15 protein-coding genes are annotated in these 21,739 nt (G+C 40.5%); all 15 read right to left on the reverse strand.

The window, feature by feature from the left end; translation table 11 throughout:
• Nucleotides 1-116: 116 nt before the first annotated feature.
• The 15 genes from O59_RS20015 to O59_RS21890 all read right to left on the reverse strand — a co-directional run bounded on the left by O59_RS20015 (nt 117) and on the right by O59_RS21890 (nt 21,644).
• Nucleotides 117-1,148 (reverse strand): DUF2931 family protein, encoded by a 1,032-nt coding sequence (locus tag O59_RS20015; RefSeq protein WP_007646043.1) that lies wholly within the window; start codon nt 1,146-1,148, stop codon nt 117-119.
• Between the two features lie 314 nt (nt 1,149-1,462).
• Nucleotides 1,463-2,488: a DUF2931 family protein gene (locus O59_RS20020; RefSeq protein WP_007646045.1), complete on the reverse strand. Its 1,026-nt coding sequence runs from the start codon at nt 2,486-2,488 to the stop codon at nt 1,463-1,465.
• A gap of 189 nt (nt 2,489-2,677) precedes the next feature.
• Nucleotides 2,678-3,697 carry a DUF2931 family protein gene (locus O59_RS20025; protein ID WP_040393740.1) on the reverse strand — a complete coding sequence of 340 codons (1,020 nt, stop codon included), beginning with the start codon at nt 3,695-3,697 and terminating at the stop codon, nt 2,678-2,680.
• Nucleotides 3,698-3,888: 191 nt separating this feature from the next.
• The gene (locus O59_RS20030) at nt 3,889-4,905 is read right to left on the reverse strand and encodes a DUF2931 family protein (RefSeq protein ID WP_040393742.1); all 1,017 of its coding nucleotides are present in this window, start codon (nt 4,903-4,905) and stop codon (nt 3,889-3,891) included.
• Between the two features lie 345 nt (nt 4,906-5,250).
• Entirely contained in the window at nt 5,251-5,808 is a 558-nt protein-coding gene (locus tag O59_RS20035) for a hypothetical protein (protein WP_007646051.1), read from the reverse strand.
• Nucleotides 5,805-6,728 (reverse strand): hypothetical protein, encoded by a 924-nt coding sequence (locus O59_RS20040; RefSeq protein WP_007646053.1) that lies wholly within the window; start codon nt 6,726-6,728, stop codon nt 5,805-5,807. The genes O59_RS20035 and O59_RS20040 overlap by 4 nt, the downstream gene beginning before the upstream one ends.
• On the reverse strand, nt 6,712-7,809 hold the full coding sequence (locus O59_RS20045; protein WP_040393756.1) for a hypothetical protein: 1,098 nt from the start codon (nt 7,807-7,809) through the stop codon (nt 6,712-6,714). Before O59_RS20045 ends, O59_RS20040 begins: the two co-directional genes overlap by 17 nt.
• Nucleotides 7,809-9,095, reverse strand: coding sequence for a TIGR02270 family protein (locus O59_RS20050; RefSeq protein WP_050977145.1), 1,287 nt, complete (start codon nt 9,093-9,095; stop codon nt 7,809-7,811). The genes O59_RS20045 and O59_RS20050 overlap by 1 nt, the downstream gene beginning before the upstream one ends.
• Before the next feature lie 8 nt (nt 9,096-9,103).
• Nucleotides 9,104-9,427 (reverse strand): DUF4150 domain-containing protein, encoded by a 324-nt coding sequence (locus O59_RS20055; protein WP_232283122.1) that lies wholly within the window; start codon nt 9,425-9,427, stop codon nt 9,104-9,106.
• Nucleotides 9,428-9,503: 76 nt separating this feature from the next.
• Nucleotides 9,504-10,499 carry a DUF2169 domain-containing protein gene (locus O59_RS20060; RefSeq protein WP_007646064.1) on the reverse strand — a complete coding sequence of 332 codons (996 nt, stop codon included), beginning with the start codon at nt 10,497-10,499 and terminating at the stop codon, nt 9,504-9,506.
• A 58-nt stretch (nt 10,500-10,557) separates the two neighbouring features.
• Nucleotides 10,558-11,151, reverse strand: coding sequence for a DUF6484 domain-containing protein (locus O59_RS20065; RefSeq protein WP_007646068.1), 594 nt, complete (start codon nt 11,149-11,151; stop codon nt 10,558-10,560).
• Nucleotides 11,152-11,159: 8 nt separating this feature from the next.
• Nucleotides 11,160-13,166, reverse strand: a complete 2,007-nt coding sequence (locus tag O59_RS20070) for a type VI secretion system Vgr family protein (RefSeq protein ID WP_007646069.1) — start codon at nt 13,164-13,166, stop codon at nt 11,160-11,162.
• A gap of 119 nt (nt 13,167-13,285) precedes the next feature.
• Complete coding sequence (locus O59_RS20075) at nt 13,286-13,768, reverse strand: type VI secretion system tube protein Hcp (RefSeq protein ID WP_007646070.1); 483 nt, start codon at nt 13,766-13,768, stop codon at nt 13,286-13,288.
• Nucleotides 13,769-14,007: 239 nt separating this feature from the next.
• Nucleotides 14,008-15,861 carry a ShlB/FhaC/HecB family hemolysin secretion/activation protein gene (locus O59_RS20080; RefSeq protein WP_081489758.1) on the reverse strand — a complete coding sequence of 618 codons (1,854 nt, stop codon included), beginning with the start codon at nt 15,859-15,861 and terminating at the stop codon, nt 14,008-14,010.
• 128 nt (nt 15,862-15,989) lie between these two features.
• Nucleotides 15,990-21,644: a hypothetical protein gene (locus O59_RS21890; RefSeq protein WP_232283123.1), complete on the reverse strand. Its 5,655-nt coding sequence runs from the start codon at nt 21,642-21,644 to the stop codon at nt 15,990-15,992.
• Nucleotides 21,645-21,739 lie beyond the last annotated feature (95 nt).

The raw sequence follows: 21,739 nt of genomic DNA on the forward strand, positions 1-21,739 counted from the left end.
TGGCCATTTGGCATGACATATGCAGATGGTCGTGACGGATGTCGTGGGTAAAATTCTTCATCTCAATAAAAAACGGCGAGCCATTTGGCTCGCCGTTGTATTATTCTTTTGGAGAATTATGGTTTTACATAGAATTTTTTCAGCTCAATCACTTCTTTCGGCTCTTTATCATTGTAAAGCCGTATTTTCATATTTTCTCGTGGCGTTTGTGCATCAAATTCTATATAAACTTTTTCTCCGTTTGCACCGAGTTTTTCAAATGCTTCCATCAATTCAAATTCTTCAAATTTAATGATATACAGAATGGATTCATCACCCATATCAACTGAGAATTCTAGCTCCCGTGGAAGTGGTTTCGGTGTATTCTGTTTTTCTTCGTCGAAGCTTGTAGGTTCCCAATAGCTTTCGCCGTTTAAATAATTTACAGGCATGCGTTCGTCTGTTGTCACTTTTCCTTGAGCGTACACAGGAATCCATTTATATACATTACGATACCTCGCCCAAGTCCCGAATGGGACACCATTTTTTTTCAGTGATTCTAGTTCTTCGGAATCCAAAACATTGACTAACTGTTTTTGGATATAGGCATCGCTTTCAGCTTTGGAGTCAAACGGTAAATTAAATCCATTACTAGGATCTACGTCTATTTTTTCTGCTTGTCCGAAAAAAACTTCGGTAACTCTGTAGCCTTCCAACCAAACAGATACAGCACCACCGGGCGCTATACCAATCATGATTGCGTCGTAATAAGGCTTTTTTGGCTCATCTATATATGCTTGCCGGAAAAGCGATAATATTTTTTCGTAGGGCAAATCGAATTTGCCGCGATAGAATTGCTTTTCAGTATATGAGTAAAAGACGACATCGACTCTATCTGGTAAGGGCTTTTTATCTGGACCAGTAACATGATGTGAATTCATTACTCCCCAACCAGCATGCAAGGTACCACCACTAGGAATATACAGACCGTAGTCTTGATCTTTGTAAAAAAAAGTTCCTTGGATAATTTCCATCGGATAATGCCTTGGCGCTGCTTCTGTTGCATGCCAATCAAATTCCGTTGCATTTTTACTCATAGCACCACCACAACTTGTTAAAAATAGATATAAGCTTGTTAAACCACTGGTTAAAAGCGTCTTAACCTTCATAGTAATACCTCAAACGCTTTCCTTTCTTAAAGCGCGGATTGTAGCCAATGGCCATTTTACATGACATATGCAAATGATCGTGACGGATTTTTTAATTCCTTTATCTTTTAACCAGTCTTCCGGGTTAGAATTTCTGCCGACAGATATAGCTACTAACACAAGATTTCCGTGTGTCCTTAAGTGAAACTCTTCATTACATAAACATCTTTTATTTTTCTTGGACAGTATTTGTTAACGGAAATAAAAACGGCGAGCTAAATAGCTCACCGTTTTTGGCATTCGCTCTAGGTTTAGAAAATAGTTCTTGCAAAAAGTCAGCGGTCTGAAACTCTGGTTTCTTTCAACTCGATGGATTCTTTGTCATTATAGACGCGTAGGCGAGCATCTTCACGCGGCATTCTTGCATCACATTCAATTGTTACCTCTTCTCCATTAGCACCTAATTTTTCAAATGCATTCATCAATTCAAATTCATTAAAATGTAATCTGTAGTTTGTATTTCTATTGGTAAATTTAGGTGTTACTGAAATCCAGCGCGGCAGAGGCCTCGGGGTTTTCACCAATTCTTCGGTAAAAGGATAATCCGTCCGCCCTGACTCACCGTTTAAATACTTCATTCCAATGATTTCATGCTTAAAAGGAACTGCGCCGCCAGATTTTAAATTCCAAGTATATAGCGTGCGATAACGCGCCCAGAGACCAAAAGGTACTCCATCTTTTTTTAAGGATTCGAGCTCTTCGGGTTTGAGGACATCCTCTAATATCCCTTTAATAAAGGAATCTTCGTCATGCTTTCCATCAAATGGCAATCCAGTGGCTCGTCCATAACTAAGGTCTATTTTTTCTGCTTGCCCAAAAAAAACTTCTTTGGTTCTATTACCCGTTAACCAAACTGATACAACACCCCCCGGCGCTACACCAACCATTACTTTTCTATAATAGGGAGATTTCTTATCTGCGATTATACCTTCACGAAATAACGCTAATATCTTCTCGTAAGGTAAATCAAACTCACCTTGGTAAAATTGGTTTTCCGTAAGTGAAAAAAACACAATACTTAACCTATCAGGCAACGGATATAACTCATCTCCCCCTATATGAGTAGAAATGGAACTTCCCCATCCAGCACGAAGTGTTCCACCACTAGGAATATATCGACTTCCGCCTTGACCATGATAAAACAAATCACCTTGAATAATTTTCATAGGGTAATGACTTGGGGCACTTTCGGTGGCAAGCCAATCAAATGTTGTAGGATTTTTACTCATAGCGCTACCGCAACCTGTTAAAAAAATAAATAAACCTGTTAAACCACTGCTTAAAAGTGTTTTAAACTTCATAGTAATACCTCAAGCGCTTTCCTTTTTTAAAGCGCGGATTGTAGCCAATGGCCATTTTGCATGACATATGCAAATGATCGTGACGGATGCGTTTTAGCAAGTGGATTGTTAGGCCTGAAGTAATATTGCGGGTGCATGCCTCGTAAATAAAAATGGCGGAACTTATAGTCCGCCATTTTTACATCAATCTCACATCTCGGATTTGTAATGCTGTAGCTCTATCGATCCTTTACTGTTATACAACCGGACTTTTGTCAGGTTCTTTGGTAGGAAGGGTTCTATTTCAATATTGACTAACTCTTCAGTACCACCCAATTTATCAAATGCTTCATAAAGTTCTTTTTCATCAAAACGCACTACAAAGAAGTATTGTTTCGATGTGTCTTCGATGTAACAACCAAAACCGATCAACAATGGAAGAGGGCGGGAAGCATTCAACACGTCTTTGCTAAAAGGATAATCCAAGCGATAACTCTCACCGTTAAAAAAACTATACTTTGTATCGTTTGATAATTTCTTTTCAGTGCGCAATATCGTTGCCCATTTATAGGGCGTACGGTATTTTTCCCATAACCCAAAGGGAACACCATTTTTTTCAATATCGGTCAGCTTTTCTACACCAATCATTTCAATGATGTTGCGGCGAACATAATCGTCCCTGTCATTGATTTTCCGTTGTGTAATATCAAATAAATCATCCTCATAAGGTTCAGCTTGCCCGAAAAACACTTCCCTTGTTTCGCCGCGCCCCCTTACCCACACCGCCACAGCACCCCCTGGTGCTACTCCCACCATCATGCGATTAAAAATGGGAGACTCTTTATCTCTAGCAACGCCCTCCTTAAACAAAGCGAGTATTTTTTCATAAGGAAGATCGAAACTACCTTGGTAAAGTTTATTTTCCGTAAAGGAAAAAAAACGAATATCCAAACGATCGGGCAAAGGTTTAAAATCTTCACCGACAACGTGGGTTGATTCGCCTGTGCCCCAAAAATGACCAATGCTTGCCGCAGTTGGCACATACAGCCCGCCCTTTTCATTATGATAATAAAAGGTGCCATTAATAATTCGCATAGGATAATTTTTTGGGGCGCTTTCTGTCGCCAGCCAGTGAAACTTGGTTTTGTTTTTGGTGAACATATTTCCGCACCCGACTAAAGAAAGAATAAATATAAAAGCCAGTTTATATACAATGAATTTAGCCATCATACGCTTGCCTCCAGCGTTTCCCTTTGTCGTTAAAGCGGGGATGTAATCCTAATGAGTCTTCGGATGACATGTGTAAGTGGTCATGCCGGATAGGTTTTACTAGTGGATTATTAGGGATGACGCAATATTACGCGGGTATGTTTTGTAAATAAAAATGGCGGAACTTATGATCCGCCATTTTTACATCAATCTCACATCTCGGATTTGTAATGCTTTAACTCTATCGAACCTTTGCTGTTATACAGCCTTACTTTGGTGAGGTTCTTGGGTAGTAAGGGTTCTATTTCAATATTAACTAACTCTTCAGTGCCGCCCAATTTATCAAACGCCGCATAAAGTTCTTTTTCATCAAAACGCACTGTAAAAAAATACTGCTTCTCAGTTCCCTCTATGTAGCAACCGAATGAAATAAGGAGGGGCAAAGGGCGCCCCTTTGCCATAACATTTTTATTCAAGGGATAATCAAAACGATAGTTCTCTCCATTAAAAAAAGATAGTGAGAGATAGGTAGACATTTTTTTTTCTGTTTTAAATATGGGCGACCACTTATAGGGGGTACGGTATTTTTCCCACAACCCCAAGGGAACACCATTTTTTTCAATATCCGTCAGTTTTTCTATACCAATCATTTCAATTATGTTGCGCCGAACATAATCATCCCGGTCATTGATTTTCCGTTGTGTTATATCAAATAAATCATCTTCATAAGGTTCCGCTTGGCCGAAAAATACTTCGCGTGTTTCACGCCCTGTCAGCCAAACCGAAACAATACCACCAGGCGCAACACCGGCCATGATGGTATTAAACGTTGGGCGGTCTTTATCTCTAGCTACGCCTTCTCTAAATAAAGCTAATATTTTTTCATAAGGAAGATCGAAACTGCCTTGGTAAAGTTTATTTTCAGTAAAAGAAAAAAAACGGATGTCCAAACGATCTGGCAGGGGTTTGAAGTCTTCACCCACGACATGGGTTGATCTGCCTGTTCCCCAATGTGGGTTGATAGCGGCTGCAGTAGGAACGTATAAACCACCTTTTTCATTATGATAATAAAAGGTGCCATTAATAATTCGCATAGGGTAATTTTTTGGGGCGCTTTCTGTCGCCAGCCAGTGAAACTTGGTTTTATTTTTGGTGAACATATTTCCGCACCCAACTAAAGAAAGAATAAATATAAAAGCCAGTTTATACACAATGAATTTAAGCATCATACGCTTGCCTCCAGCGTTGCCCTTTGTCGTTAAAGCGGGGATGTAATCCTAATGAGTCTTTGGATGACATGTGTAAGTGGTCGTGCCGGATACGTTTTAGCAGGGGATTATTAGTGTGGAAAACAGTTATATTATGAAGTGATCAAAACCGTTGATATTATTCTTAATCTAACGGCCTCACAGATTGTTGTTGGTGCATGTCTTTTAAATCAAAATTGGTGGAATTTATGATCCGCCATTCTTAACTCCTCACAGTTGTCAACCTTATTTCATTCTGCATAAAGTTATTATGGTATGGCTAAATGAGGATCGAGTTTCAGGAAGCCGATGAATCATAATCGATTCTTAATAATCAAGTTCTGTTATTGTGCCCTCGTCATTTGTCACCCGCAACTTGGCGAGCTTTCCCATTGAATCGTACATATATTCAAATTTTCCTCCTAGTTTTTGCTTAATCAAAAACTTCCCTACATGTCCACTAGCCTCCGTAGCTTCCACATAAAAGGAAGCTAAATAAAATGTTTCAGCAATAGTAATTTCTCTTCCTAATTTATAGGCTCCATCAACAGCCACATCTGCAAGGAAAAATGACAGATCGGTGTCATTTTTAATGTTTATATTATTCAATCCTTGTGCTTCAACTCTTTCAAGGAGGACAAATAATTCTTTTGAATTTTTTTCACATATCCAGGCGCGCTGATAATTACCGCGCATGAGTGCATCCGAAAAATTAATGGGATCTATTACTCTCACTGGATGAGAATATCCAGTCCATCTCTTAAAAAAACTGACTTCACATTTTTCATTATTATTATTTTTTGCAGACACTGTATTAATCATATTCTCACCACTATTTCTAAATAAAAAAAACCCGATAATAAATAGCAATTCCACTATTTTCATTTGAGTACCTTATATTTCTTAAATACAAGATGAGCCATTAATTTTTTTTGAAAAGTATGGCAATGATTTCCTGCCTCTAACCGCCACGACCAATCACCGGAATAAGACAAAGAAAAATCAAGTGCTCTGTTCTTAATCTTGTCGAGCTGGATACATTCAAGTATAACAGGTGAATACTGTTCATTTCCTGTATCTCCACCAAGGTCATGAGGATCTTTATAAATACCATTTTTGGCTATGCCTTGAAAATAAGTTACTCCATTTAGCTCACCCTCGACGCCACGAAAAGTTTGACTTGGGCCACTTTCTTTTATTTCAAATAATTTTTTCGCAGCTTCGTAAGTTAAAGTATCAAACTTATGTTGAATTTTTTCTTTCCAGCCCGCATTTGATCCCAACGTTGGTGGTGGCTTTGGAGGACTGCTCCGTCGATTTTCATAACTTCCGACTGGATATTTTGGCCACCACCCGAAACTCATATTCATATCAAACACTGACCACCAGTGCCCATATTTATCTTCACCACCAAAGTCGATATGTCGTCTATGAAAAACCACTTCTTTTATTACTTTATGAACATCCAATTTAATTGTTAACGTTTCTTTTTGCCCAGCCTTTAAGGATATAACGTCGTCATTCAATGACACTGCTTTTTGACTACGCAAAAACCTGGGATAATGTGATATAAACGTCGAATAATCCGCGTCTTTTGTATGAACCTTTACATAAACAGCTGTTCCTCCTGGATTTACTTCACTAAATAAAGCTTTTCCATTTTTATCCGACATCTGTAATTTACGACAAACTCTAATCTCTGCATTTTCTATTCCCTTATCTGAACATGAATCAACAACATTAACTGTTAATTCAGCAGGAATGCTTTCTTTACCGCTCGCCGTTTTCTCACCCAATTGAGTCATTCTTTTCCCCTAACTTATTGGCATCACGAAACAGAACTTTCTCAATCACTAAAGCTCCTCGTAATCCGTGATCTGATGAGCTATAGACTAGCGATTTTGTTGTATTTGTTCTTTGTAAATTTTTTGCAGCGGCTATGATTAAAGCTGCACTGGTAGCAACGCCCAGATCACCGTAACAATCAGCTGGATGTTCGATTTTGATTTTCTCAATAAATTTTTCTTTATTACGCAAATACGCCACGCCATATTCTTTCGCCCAATGATTTTCTCCATTCATACTGGAATATATGGATTGAATACTATTGGTGGGATGTGATGTTAGTGCGCCTTTAAAAGCACGATCCAATCCATCACCTCTGTACGGTTTATCGCTAAATAGATGTCCGTCTTCTTCAGACATAGAGGGCGGATTTAATGCAATCACGCATCCATTTTTTTGTTCAGCAAGTTCGATGTGTCGCGTTAATAGCAGCGCACAAGCACCTTCGCCGGGTGCAAAAGAATCTGCCGCACTGAGTGATAATAGTCTGTTTTTGTATTGATTGATGACCGTATCGTCATCGTAAGAGTCAACACCTAGGATAAGAATATAGTCCTGAGGTTGATCCATTAGGTATTGAAAGGCGAAATGAATAGCTTCAATGCTAGCGGCGCGCCCAGTCGATATTCTTCGCGTTAAGGGTAATTCAATCCATGGTTTCAAGTTATGTGCAAGCGCAGGAATAAAAGGGATATATCCCTTGTCTTGTATTTGATCAGCAGGTACAGCCAGGATCAAAGGCGTGGCATCAAGAGTATCCACGGCAGCTACACTTTCACGCAATGCCACTATAGCCATGCGGATCATTCGCCCATGACGATGATTAAATACGTCATTCCCTTCCTCAAATTCATATTTGGTGTGCTCAAATACTTCATCCGGCACTCTAGCCATCGTGATCGGCTCACCATCATCCGTATGGTAATCAGACAAGGTATAAGCACTAACCCCCGCATCAACCGCTGCAACGGTGGTCGCAACATTGGGGCCGAGCGGTGTGATCATGCCCATACCAGCAATATACAAACGTGGGGCTGACATTATTCGTTGAATCCTTTCGCGGCGTGGTTCAATAAAAAGTGGGCGGGTTCCAATAGCGCAAGTTCGAGTGCAGCCATTTGTCTTTGGCGTTGTTGCCCGTTAGCAAAGACATTGCGTAGATGTTCACTCGCGCTGATACCGGGGCTGACGATTTGCCCTATAAAATAGCGCTGCGCGGGTGCGTAACGTTGTTGGTACTTCTGCCATATTGCGGCGATTTTATTGACGTCTGGAAACGGCAAATATTCATCGTCACTCAAACCTATTTCTTCGTTTTGCGCCCCATCATCCGGCAGCTGTGCATCCAGATCCGGAAGTTCTTCCAACATCAACTTGTGCTCCTGCAGATCGATGCCGGTAATGGTGGTGAAGGCTTCGCCTGCCAATCGCGTCAAGGTGGGTATACGCATTTGCGCAATCAACCAATTAATGGCCTGCGGGTCGCCAAGATACGCTGTTGCCGTGATCACCAGACGGCTATTTGTTGGGGTTTTAGCGAGCAGAGTGATCCAGCTACGTGCGGTTTCTAATGGCAGTACCCGAAAGCATAAGGCCATGGCACGGGTTTGATGGGGATTGGGGTTAAGTGCGTAAATTTGCAGGTTGGTGGCTAGCGATTTATCACCTAACAAAATGGCTGACCAAGTAGCCCAGAACACGGCATCTTTATCACCTGATACCATTCCGGCGCGCAATGCATGCAAAAGGTCAAAGCGTTTCAATTCACCAATCAGACGAAGTGCTCGCGCGTAGAGTCGGGGATGCGCAAGGCAATCATCGCGTTGCAAAATTGCTGTCAAGAATTCGCGCGGATCTTCGCGCCTTGCACTGCACACCGCCAGAGCAAGGTATTTGTGATTGAGATCTTTGCTGGTGAGGAATTTCTTAATCCAGGAATGCACCAATCTGCCGGGTAACCACGCCATAGCGGCAACCAAACCGCGCACGGTGTGATCGCTGCTCATACCCGCTTCCACGACTTGTTGGATATGGCGTATATCCAAACTGCGAAACGCTAACACAGCAGCGGTGAAAACGGCGTCGGGCTGGAGCAATTCAAGAGCATCGGCGCATATGGCCCAGGATTCTTCCGGTGCAGTCATTAAACCGTCGAGCTGAGCATCAATGCGGCCATCGAGTTCAGCAAGATCTGTAACATTGTAGTGCGGTTGACTAACAGCGAGGTCTCGAAGTAACCACAAAAAGGTAGCGTCATCTGCATAACGTTCATGAATATGACCGTAAAGGCCAACCAGGTTGCGTGAAAAAGCGGCCTCTGTAGTCATGAATAACATCAACCCATGATATTTTTTTTGTTGTGAAACAAGGGGTCACCTAAACGGCATACATTTTTTCCCTCAAATTTCACATCAAACGAGTACATCATAAATTCACACTCCGCTTTATTTTGGCCACTGATAACACCTTTAAGTGTCCCCGCTTCATCGCCCGTACTGGTGGAATAAACCGCACCTTTTACCATAGGCATTTTGCCATCAGTCACCACCGTTTTCGGCCCTTTGCTGGTATCAGAGGATTTGCCAATATTGGGATAAGGAATAGGCACGACGGCTGAACCTACTGGCGTTTTACAGACATCGGGAAATACAGTACTCATACCACCACTCCCCTTATGAGCAATACCACGCGTGTTACAAAAGGTTGTTTGCGCCATTTATTTCTCCTTGATCCATTTAACGGGATAAGCTGACTGATATCTGTTGAACTTTGGTTATTTTTTTATCGCAGGGCAATGCAGCACGCCACACCATTACTAATTGACGATGATTAGGATCTAGCAACAAAGTTTCTATATGGAAAGGTGACGTTATTTCTTGTCCAGCAACTAAAACTTTATTGGATAAATTCACGTAAGGAAGATTAAATACTAAATCGCCTGCTGGGTGCATACCAATAATTCTTACTGCTTCACCGCCCTGTAAATATCCAGGGTAAATCAGGTCCTGTGGTGCCACATTCATAAAGCGTGGGCGGTAATCATCTGGCAAATAAGGCGCACGATTTTGTTGCCAGAGTTCATCGTAAGTACCCGCAAAACCGACACGTGGCTGCCAATTGGGGGCTATAGGAGCAAAACACGCGGGTGCAGGTCTATCGCGATTGTATCGAATTAAATTATCCGGACATTCAAGATTCGGTAAAGGAAAACCGCTCAACTCAGTTTGATGTTTTTGTCCAGCAAAACCACAACCAACAGGATTTTTAGTTTCCACATCGCGGAGCGTCTCTCCATTAATTAAATCCCGCCCTCCAAAAGCACGCTCGTATACCAAAGGCATTGTCACAAAGGGTTCAGGTTGTGAAATCTGATCGCGGCTCCAGAATCTATCACCAAAAACACGCACTACTTTATTCACGGAACCCACTTGGAGTCCAACATCCATTTGTCGCACGGGCCTTTGATCAGGTGAACACGCTGAACCGATCATAAGAATATCGGTCGCTGGTTTACCGATGTGATAATCCGAACTAAAACGTAAGCTGGATTTTGCTGGCTCACCCCAATATTCATCCGCTTGGTGTAGAGGCATTTGTGAACTGGCCAGTGTCCATTGCTCACCAATCAGGAAGGTTGCTTTGACCATGATGTAAAGCGTGTCTATCGCATTTTCATTGGGGAAAATAGTAAATGCAGTAACAAAAGGAGTATTATTTTTAAGTTGCAACATAGTGGAAATTCGCTGGAGACAAACTATTTACAAAGACCGCAGGCGGCGGCCATCCCTGTCAATTCACTTGTACTGATCCCCCCAAGATCCGATTAATACCACTAGAACGGCTGAGCAAATATTTTCCGCGAATAACTACCTTGCCATTACGCGTAAGTGTAATGCTCGCCTCGCCACACTTTAAAACCACTTCTTCCTGCCCCTCCAGCACAACTCGCTTACCATCAACATGTACTGTATCGGTTTGAAGATTGGTATCAATCATTTCGCGAGTCTTTGCAATCGTGGTATCAAAAACCGTCTGATCTGCTTGTTTATCAATTGCAGTTATTGCCTCCGGCGACTCAAAAAGATTATCCAGCACTTGTTGTAACGGAGAGTAAAGAAAACCAATAACGATTGGGCGCGGATTCGTACCTTGGGTAAACAGCAAGGCAACCTGACGGCCAATATGCTGTGGCAATACCGGGATAGTAGCGAGAGCAGCAACTGTTTCAGATTCTGGAAACTGTGGGAACCCAACCATGGGACTGCCACTACTATCGATCGCAGAAAGCACACCGAGCAGTACTTCGCCCGGTGCTACGATTGGAACAGCAGATTCTGTTTGTAGCTCAACACCATTTGATTCTTCAAACAAATGAACACTCATAAATCACACTAATTGTTAGTAATTTTGCTTCCTTTAACAACTACATTTCCTGAGCCCTTCACATTGATATTGGCTCCAGAAATAGTGATGTCACCATTACTTTTCATTACTATTGAGGCCGAACCTGTTTTAAGTGTGATCTGATCATCGGCAGTCATAGTGATAGTTTTTGCTTTTAATGCATATTCCTTCGTGACATTTTCGGTGTATTTACCTTCAACTGTTTCACGCAGATCTTTGGTAATACCGATAGTCATATTTTTACCGATAGTCTCGGTATGGTTTTCACTAATATCGATGGTGATATTTTTACCCACAGTCAACGACATGTTTTTGCCAATGGTTTCCGTGTGATCATCACCAACATCAATTGTTTTGTTTTTTCCAATTGACTCAGTTTGATTATTCCCAACCGTTTTGTTGCGATCATTACCAATTGATGAATTTTCATCGTGTTTGATAGTTTTGGTACGATCGTGATCGACTGTTAAGGTCTGATCATTTTCTACTTGGGTGTCGTAATTCTTTTCCGCATGAACATAAATCTGCTCTTCGCCTTTTTTATCTTCAAAACGGAGCTCATTATAGTTTTGTGGTGTACCGCCTTTTGTAGAGCGGGTTTTTATCCCACTTTGTGTTTTTGACGGGTAGGTCGGCTTATTCCAAGCATTGTAAACCGAGCCAGTTACCAAGGGCCTATCGGGATCGCCATCCAGAAAATTAACAATAACCTCATGGCCAATGCGCGGAATAAACGATGAACCCCATTGATTCCCTGCCCAACCTTGGACTACACGAACAAAACACGAGCTATTTTCATCGTCCTTACCTTCGCGATCCCAAATGAATTGCACCTTGATTCGACAGTGTTCATCAATATAGATCTCTTCGCCTGCTGGCCCTACCACTACTGCGGATTGGGGCCCCTTCATCACCGGTTTGATATGTATACGTTTAGGACGAAATGATGTTTCAGCGGGAATACAGACAAATTGATTGTTGTAGGCGGCATTCCCTTCATGACCCGAAAAATAACTTTTATCAAAAGCATGGTGAGTTACGGCAGTTAAAATATAGCTACCTTTCTGAGATGCTGTTGCGTGTTTGGCCAGTTTAAACTTACCGCCGGCGTAAAAGCTGGCGCAGTTACTTTGACCAAATACAGTATCGCGATCAGCTTCTTCAGATTCAAGGCAGATTTTTGCAAGCTCTGAACCTAAATTAGGATCATAGAAAGCCGGGTATTCATAATGCTCATAGACTGCATTTTTAGCGTATTGACTTTTTGTTTTAATGGTTGCAGTTAAATCCTTCTGCGGCTCTTTAAAATTATAATCATTGAGAGTCCACATTCCTTTTCTAAATAAATACTTATGTTCCCATGAGTGAATTTGAGCATGAGGAGTATTACCTTTGGAGTATTCCAGATCGGTTTCCGACACATCGCTATAAGCATTCGGTTTATCAACCAAAATTAGCTGATGCTTCCCATCAGAATGTTCAAAATAGTATGCAATGCCGTCTTCTTCTAGCAGCCGTGATATAAAGTGGAGGTCGCTTTCATTATGCTGTACACAATATTCACGTTTCTTGCCACCATCAGCTCTGAATTCAAAGTCAGTAAAGCCAAGATCACTAAAAACTTGACTAACAATGTCTTTGGTATTTTTTTCCTGAAAAATACGATGATCATTAGTTTGTGATAAAAACCACAACCAAGGAACCATAACCATTTTATATTCGCGCAGGTTATCTGCTTTTATCTCCCCTAAAATAAACTCTCTGATGAAACCGTTAAATTTGCGATTAGCATCCGTTTTAATAGTTATTGTCGCTGTTTTACCCACAATTTTATTAGGATCTATGTCCAGATTTTCCGATATCACATCAATATCGAATGTGAATAAGTCAGAAATATTTTCTGAACCCTGAAAACCAGTGAGTAAGAAAGTGTCTTTACCGAGAGAAAAATCAGAGATGGAGATGAAACGATTATCTTGTGAGAGCTGAGTCATGCTATTGCAACCTTAATAAACCCTTCATCGATGAAGTGTTATTACATCCTTGCCCCGCAGTAAGGAATTGCGAGCTCAGAGACAAAGTACCCCTAAACGGGGTACTTTTTTGAGAAGTATTACAGAGGCTTAGCGGTAGCCAAGTCATAACCAACACGCTGAGGTGTCGCAGACTTATTGCTCTTATCATAATCGCTATAATTAACCATAATCTTCGCGAAGCTCAGAGAAATAGATTCAACCGGATCACTCTCGCTATCTGCTGATACTGAGTATCCACTAACCAAACAGTTTTCCAAGGTGTAAGTCATAAACTCAACCAGCTGATCGGCACCTGTTTGTACGAATTTAATAACTACTTTCTTACCAGCAGAACCAGTCACTGCCTCTTTAAAAAGAGAGGTGGATGATATATCAGCCAACTTAGTGAAAGTAATTTCACTAATAGAGGGACGAGTAGCTTCACGGTTAGCAAGATTGCCCGCTTCCATGGAGATGCCACGACCAACGCCAAACTGCAACGAGCTAGCACCAATATGATCTTTGTAACCGTTAGCGGTAATATTTCCTTTGATACCTTCATACTCGATATAAATCGCCATCTTTATTGCTCCTTAAGTTTTAAGTACTACACATTAAAGTAACCAATACGCCAATTAAGCAGCGTACCAACCACTAGATAAAAATTAAAAATATCCAAAAACAATGGATGCTAGCCTAATTTATTTTTACAAACAACGCACCCCATTAGTCTTAACTTAATATGTGATGCACCACTCAATAAATAAAACAAATTTTATAAATACATACACTATTAAAACGTGGGCTTGATATAGACTTTTTAGAATCCATATTGGATATCAAAATAGAGCTTTACACCTTCACCTGGGGTGTAATCAGTATCGGAATCCCCACTCAATCCTTCTTCTTGATCTAACTGCTTCTGTTGTTCCAGAGCTGAATTCTTTGCATCAACAGGAAAAGCCAGTGAAAAATTGCTGCGGAGACCATCTGTAAATACAACTTTTATTCCAACGCCAACATCAATCAAGTGTGTTTTGATATCGTCATCGTCTTTAATGAAAGCATTGTTTTTCCCATAAGCCATATCAAGGAAAACAAAGGGCTGTATTACATCTTCAAACTTTTCCCCCGCTATCATGAAATCATTCAAATTAGGACCGCTAAAAACCAGATCTGACCCAAAAAAGATAGCATCGTCCGCATAAAATTCATTAATAGCAAACCCGCGTGTGCGCGTAGGCCCGGCCAAACCAAACTGCAAGACTTCAGAAAGTGCAGCATCAGAAAATTGACCAGCGGCACGAATAATCCATTTACTTTCTTTCTCTAATAATGGCATGTCAACAAAAGATAATCTTGAATAGTCAAATGACAGTATGCTTGGTGCCTCATCTTGGCCTTCCTCCGCTCCCGCTACGAAGTCTGAAGCGGTAAGCGTGACTCCACCTTGATGTAGAACACGATGTTTCTCATTTAACACATCAAACTGATAGGTTAAATCCACTTTTCTAACTGTTTTTTCAGTTCCTGCATTTAATAACGTACCATACTGAATTTCAGATTTTATATCGGATAATCCAAGTAAAATACTGCGATTTTCTTTTCTGGTTCGATTTAATTTGTAAGTAAAAACGCCATCTATTACTGTAGACTTTCCGGTAATTTCGAAATCCGAGTCTGATGTCGACCCAGCAGTAGCCGATATAAAATCATTGTTAGAAACCCCAAGCGAAAAACCAAATCTTGTCGTATATATAGGAAGTGAATATCGCAAAGATCCATACAACGAATTTTCAGGATTAAATGAACCCAATACACCTAGCTGCAATTGATCGCCGATCCCAAGAGGGTTATTTAAGTAAAAATCTGTATAAGCTCTGAACTCGCCAGTTTTATCCGAGCCATGGTTGTCCAAGCGAACGTTTGCTGCGTATTTATCTTCTGAATTCACATTAACATTTAACTTGGTATCTCCCACTTGAGATCCTGCTTCAAAATAACCACTAACGGATAACCCCGGAAAATCATTAATAAGATATAAATTTTCTTCTATTGAATCATTAGTGACAGGCTTTGAAAGGGATTTATTAAAAACTCGTTTAATTAAATTTTCAGAATAGCGTTTGTTATTTTTTACTTCAACTTCACCTAATTGACCAAGCAAGAGTGTAATTGTTACCACACCATCGCGAACATGCTGTTTGGGAATGTATGCTTTTGCTAAAATGAAGCCGCGCTCACGGTAATATCGAGTTATTGTGTCAGCAACAACCTCTATCATGCCAACAGTAACACCACGCTGCCGACGCTGCTCACGAATGAGAAAAACAAGCTTTTGAACCTCAACAGGGCCTACATGGCGCCCTTCTGTTTCTTTCTCAATTTCGGCAATTAGATCAGAGACCTCTTCTAATTCACTTACCGTGTATCCCGACTCTAATTGCTTGCCCTCCTCCATCAAATCAAATCGAATCTTTTCAACCTGTTTGATAATTTTTTTGCGAGTAATATCCAATTCAGGATACTCAACCAAGCCTTGTACCCTAAATTGTTTTACATTAAGTCGTGGTCCTGCTTCCGGATTTGGGTCACGATCCCGTAACGCAGGTATATCCATATCGAGCAACAAGCTTTCGCGCTCAAATTCAGGAACTTGGGTTGTATCCGGCATTTCAAGAAATCCTGCGTTAGCAGGAGTATGAATCAATCCAAAAAACACTAGAGTTAGATAACGTATGTTTATTTTAAAAAATTTAAATAGCACTTAATCAATCCCGGACAAGTTAAAAAATTAACAGATTATTCTGCGTATTCATCTTCATCAAAACGCTGGTCAGCCGGCATCAGAATGGCAACCTCATCGTGAAGATAGTTTCTTACGCTAGTAAAAATTGCAGGATCAATCTCACTCAATCCTTCAATTTGAATTAATTGATCATTACTGGCAAGATTTTTTAATGGAGTGGATGAGTCAACAATCTCAAATGGCTTTCTAATGTGCCAAATAATAGAGCTTGTTTTTGCTGTCTGTTTATAAACACTTGGGATATGCATAACTATTTTTCTATTTCTATCACCAAAGCCAAAACGAGTCCCAGGGGAATAATCAAAAGTCGCTATATCTGCGATGATGTCGGGATTTGATTTTACCGCATCATTTTCCGCACGCACCATTCCATTCGGTATAGAAAGAGTGAGAACACCTCCATTTGTACCTGCATTGATAACGCCGCCTTGCTCTCTCGCATCAGTTTTATTGATATCAAAAGGACCGTTATGAGTGTTATCGAGAATAAAATCACCAGTAAGGTTGGCAATAGAAATATCACCATTATTTCTCAACTGCTCAATAGTAAGTGAACCAGAATTTAAAATATTAATTTTTGTATCGCCCAGAAGCTTACCTGCGTTTCTTACCGATAGTATATTCACATCAGTTTCTATCGCATCCTGCCCAGCAGCACCAAAACGGCCAGAGCCTATTCCAGTGGCCGCATCTGCGCTCCAACGATTCGCATAAATATTAATGTTGTCATCGTTATTATCGGTAATCGCACCATCGGCTGACAGATTAACTTCCCCGTTAACTGCTTTAATGGTTGCAAGCGCGATATTATTGCCCGTATAAGTGACATTACCAGAAGCTGACTCTGTCAACGATCCGTTAATCATTTGAATTTCATTAGATGCTGCGAAACGGATATCACCTGTACTGGAAATCGTCGAGCGCTGTTCAATTCTATTACCTGCTAGATCAATAGAATTTCCTAGCTGGGCATTCAAGTTACCACTTTCATTCAGTAATAGATTACCCGCTCCTGCATTCAGATTTATATCCTTGGCCGAAAGCGAATCATTTACTGTTATTCCGTCAGCATCAAAATCAATACTTTCAGTGGCAAAAATACGCTTTCCTACAGTGATATCACCAGAGTCAGAATTTATTGTTACATTTTTTGCACTTATGCCGTTGTTGTCACCGCAATTATCACTACATGAATCACTCACATTTATTGAGTTTTTAGCATTTATGGTGACATTACCATTTGCAGAAATGCCTGTTAAGGTAAGATTATTTTTTTCATTAATGGAAATGTTATTCGCTTTAATGATTGTCAGCGAATTAAGATCATTATCAACATGCAATAGGGAGAGATCGGCACTGGATGATATGCTGGTTAGCCCATTGACAATCATGGGTCCTTCACTGGTCACCGTTCCATCAGCATCAATTGTCAAGTTTTGAGCTTGCACGTAAGATAAATTTAATGATGTATTATTTTTTACAGCGATATTGCCAGTGGCATTTAACGCCAGATTACCAGCAAAAGAGTTGTTGTTATTTAATACAATATTTCCGTATAGAGAATTAACATTAAATTGACCCGCATAATTGATATTGGCGGAAGATGATAAATCACCACCAAGTATGACATCGAAAATATTAGTAGTAGATGCTGAAAACTCTTTTATATTAAGAGAATCTTGCTCATCAAGGTATAGATTACCGTTAGTTGATTTTAAATAGATATCATCAACTGCTAATTTTAAACGCTCCGCCTCACTACCAATATTTTGTGTTGCAACCAATTCAAGAGATTGAGCAATAATTTTTCCTGCGTTTTCACTGATAAGGGACGCATTATTAACCGTAAGAGTTTTTGGAATTGATACGCTTCCATCTATTTTTATTTGATCGCTTGATGAGCCATTGATAGTCAAATTTTGTTTTTGCAAATAAGTTATAGAAGTTTCTGGGGTTAACCAATAATTACTGTTTTGCAGGGTGAATACATCATTAGATGAAGTGCCCCAGAGGGTAAGGCTATCAGCAATTACATTATCGGTAATATCCGTGATATCTGAATAATTTACTGTATAGGTAAGATTTGTAGGGCTTGCATATTGTAAAACACCTTGTTGATGTGTGGCTTTGTAGTTTACATCGCCACCTGAAACAAATAATCGATCGAGTCCCTGCCCTCCAATAATATCCACTGTGCTAGCAAAACCATTTACCACTGTTATGTTAAATAAATCATCACCTATTCCACCACGGATACCGCCATTGATTGCGCTCTGGGTAAGGTTGAAGGTGTCATTGCCTTCTGAACCATCTATATAGCCCGCCAAAACGGCATTATTTAGCGAAAAAGTATCCTGACTATTGCCACCAACAATATTAGCAAAGCCTTCAAATTGGATAGTGCTATTTATAGTGCCCGCATTGTTATTAACCACCCAGTTATTAACTCGATTATCACCCGCAATAGTACTGGTAGTGTTATTGCCAATAAATTTTTCGATATTGCCATAACCACTATTTGCACCTGCGGCAGTAATTACTATGTTGGCATTAAGGGATTTACTGACGTCAACAATATCCTGATCTCTATGGGCTGCACCATCAATTAAACCAGTAATATTGCCAGCTGATTCAAAATTAAATATATCATTCTGACTTCCGCCAGTGAGATGCTTGAAATTTGTAAAAACTGTTGCCGCATTCGATACAGTTTCATTTAACTGACCGCCATTAATCGATGTAATCGTCCACATATTGTCTACATCTTTAGCGATTAGTTTATTACTGTTGTCTGCATCGGCAGCAATCGTCTCGAAATTGTTAACCGTAATTTCACCATTATTGCCAACAGTATTATCGGCAGCGATGTGAATAACTACATCACGATTACTTTGGGTTAGATCCAGAGTGTCAATACCCACTCCAGCATCAATCCAACCACTGATATTGGATAATTCATTGTCAAAGATAAATGTATCAGCTGTTTCCCGTCCAACAAGATTGGCAAAACCGGAAAAAGAGAGTGTTGTATTCAGTGTGCCGCTATTGAGACCTGTAATTAACCAGGAATTATCGATCAGATTGTTTGCGATAAAGGTATTGGTTCTATTCGAGTTTGCGTTAATGGATTCGATATTACTTACTCGCAGGTTAGCGACTGCGGTGGCTCCAATACCCACACTTAAGTCTGTATTAACTCCTGTAAGATTAAGTTGATCAGCGGATGAACCGGAACCGCCATCGATAATTCCGGTTAAGAAAGAAATATTTTCGATATTAAACACATCTGTGTACAGGCCGCCCGTGAGGCTAGATATGCCAGCGAAACGCAAAGAATTATTTAATCGCCCGATACCCTGATTATTCACGTTCCAGGTGTTGGCTGAGGAGGTGCTCACTAATGTGCTATTAGTAGCTGAATTACCAGTTAACTCCTCTATTCGCACCAAATTGGTGACGCCCGCTCCATTACCATTTATGTGAAATTGTTGAGTTACTGCTGATTGAGATGCATTAATAGTGTTATTGCCCGCACCGCCATCAATAAGCCCCACTAATTGGCCTTGGGAGGAATAATTAAATGTATCATTTCCCGAACCACCAATAAGGCTATTAAAATTTTCGAAGGAAATAATCTTTCCGTTAATATTAATCGTGCCATCATTTAAGCCATCAGCAACAGTATCGAATGCTCCTATAGTCCAAGTATTATTGCCATCTGTAACATTGATTGTACTGTTGTAAACATTATCTTTGCCGCTATTACCAATAACACCTTCGATTCCGTTAATACCTGTATTACCCAATGAACCATTACCGCCAATGGTAATGGTGAAATTTTCAGTTCTATTCGAATAATCTACTAAGTCAATTCCACCGCCATCACCACCGCTAATGCTTTTGCTAACCGGCGCCTGCACATTAAATCTGTCACTATTTGTTCCACCACGAAGATCTCCGAAATTATTAAATTCTACGCGAGTTTCAAAAGAGGGTGATGTTGCAAGTTCTATCAGCCCAGCGTTTGCGCTCGTGATGTTCCAACGATATGCATTTTCACTCGCACCAATAATGACATTTGAATTGGGATTGCCGGAAAACGCAGTAATAGATTCGATATTAACCAAATTTAAGTTGTTGGATTCACTATTACCCAACTCTACAGTCACACCACTAGTCAATGCGGACAGATCGATAGAATCCTCGGTAGTGGTTAATGTCGCGGAGCTACCACCATCAATTAATCCTGTTATATAACTTTGATTAGTTGTAAAAGTGAAGGTGTCAATTTCCTGATTACCGAAAAGATTTTCAATATTAGTAAATGCCACGGAAGATGCGGAGCCGGAAACCTGCAAATTCCCCCTATCAATGCCGGTGATTTTCCAGTCATTGTTCTGATTCACACCGAACAGTCTGTCACTTACATTACCACCTTCCAGATTGTTGATAGCGGAAAAATTTTCAACGTAAATATTTCCATTCGTAATCGATAGGCTACCGTTGTTGGCACCAAGCATAGTCCAGCTATTAGCCGCGTTGCGACCAATAAGGTAATTGCTATCAGTACCTCCATCAATACTTACCGCGCTACCCACATTGTTATTGCTGCTAAATACAAACCTATCATTACCTGCATTGCCGAATATATTTCCTGCAGCAGCGTTGATATTAAAAATATCAACATTACTACCGCCTTGCAGGGTTTGAATGTTTGAAAAATTGTTCACGTAGGTAGCGAAATTGTCAGTTTGGCTAAGATTCCCTGCATTTGTGCCCGTATAGTTCCAAGTATTGGCTACATCACGTCCTCTTAATGTATTGATACCACCATTACCATTAACGGATTGCGCTGAACCTGCCATGCCGAAAATAAATTCATCATCATCAGTACCGCCTTGTAATTGACCAACACTTGTATTGATATGAAAAATATTTTTTCCCGCACCTGATTGAATTGTTCCAGTAAGATCAGCGTTAACAAAAAATTCATCCGCCGCCGCACCGCCGTTCAGAGTTTGGATATTGCTAAAGTTTGCGATGTAAGTTGCGCCAGACGTCACCTTTATATTGCCTGCATTAGTCGATGTAATAGTCCAGGTGTTGAGCGTCTCACGACCGGTAATTTGGTTATCCTCTCCGGGATTACCACCATCTATCTGATTTGCACTACCAACATTAGAAGTACTATTAAACAAAAAGCTGTCGTTACCGCCCTCTCCTTGCAGAATGTTGGCTGCCGCGTCAATATTAAAAATATCAGCTCCAGCACCACCATTCACGGTTCCCGAAAAAGTAAACGCTAAATTAAAAGTGTCTGATGAATCTCCGCCCTGAAGAATTTGGATACCGGAAAAGTTATCAATGTAAACTGTACTACCTGTAGACACAGACCCTACATTAGCTGTAGTTAGCGCCCAAGTGTTTTGGCTATTACGGCCAGTGAGCGTGTTATTTGTTCCCAGCCCGCCATTGACAACAGTCACAGATCCAGAGTTGCCTACTATAAAACTATCGTTTCCATTATCACCAAAAATTGTATTAACAAAGGCATTTATATTAAATATATCCGCATCGCCACCGCCAGAAATAGTGCCGGTGAAGTTTGTATCGATATCAAAGCTATCTACACCCGAACCACCTTGCAAATTTTTGAAATCGATAAACTGGATGCCAGCAACTTCGCCATCGTTTATGCCATCGGCGTTACTACCCGCACCGTCAAAATCGTAAATCCGCCACG

It is taken from the genome of Cellvibrio sp. BR (assembly GCF_000263355.1).
Taxonomy (GTDB): Bacteria; Pseudomonadota; Gammaproteobacteria; order Pseudomonadales; family Cellvibrionaceae; genus Cellvibrio.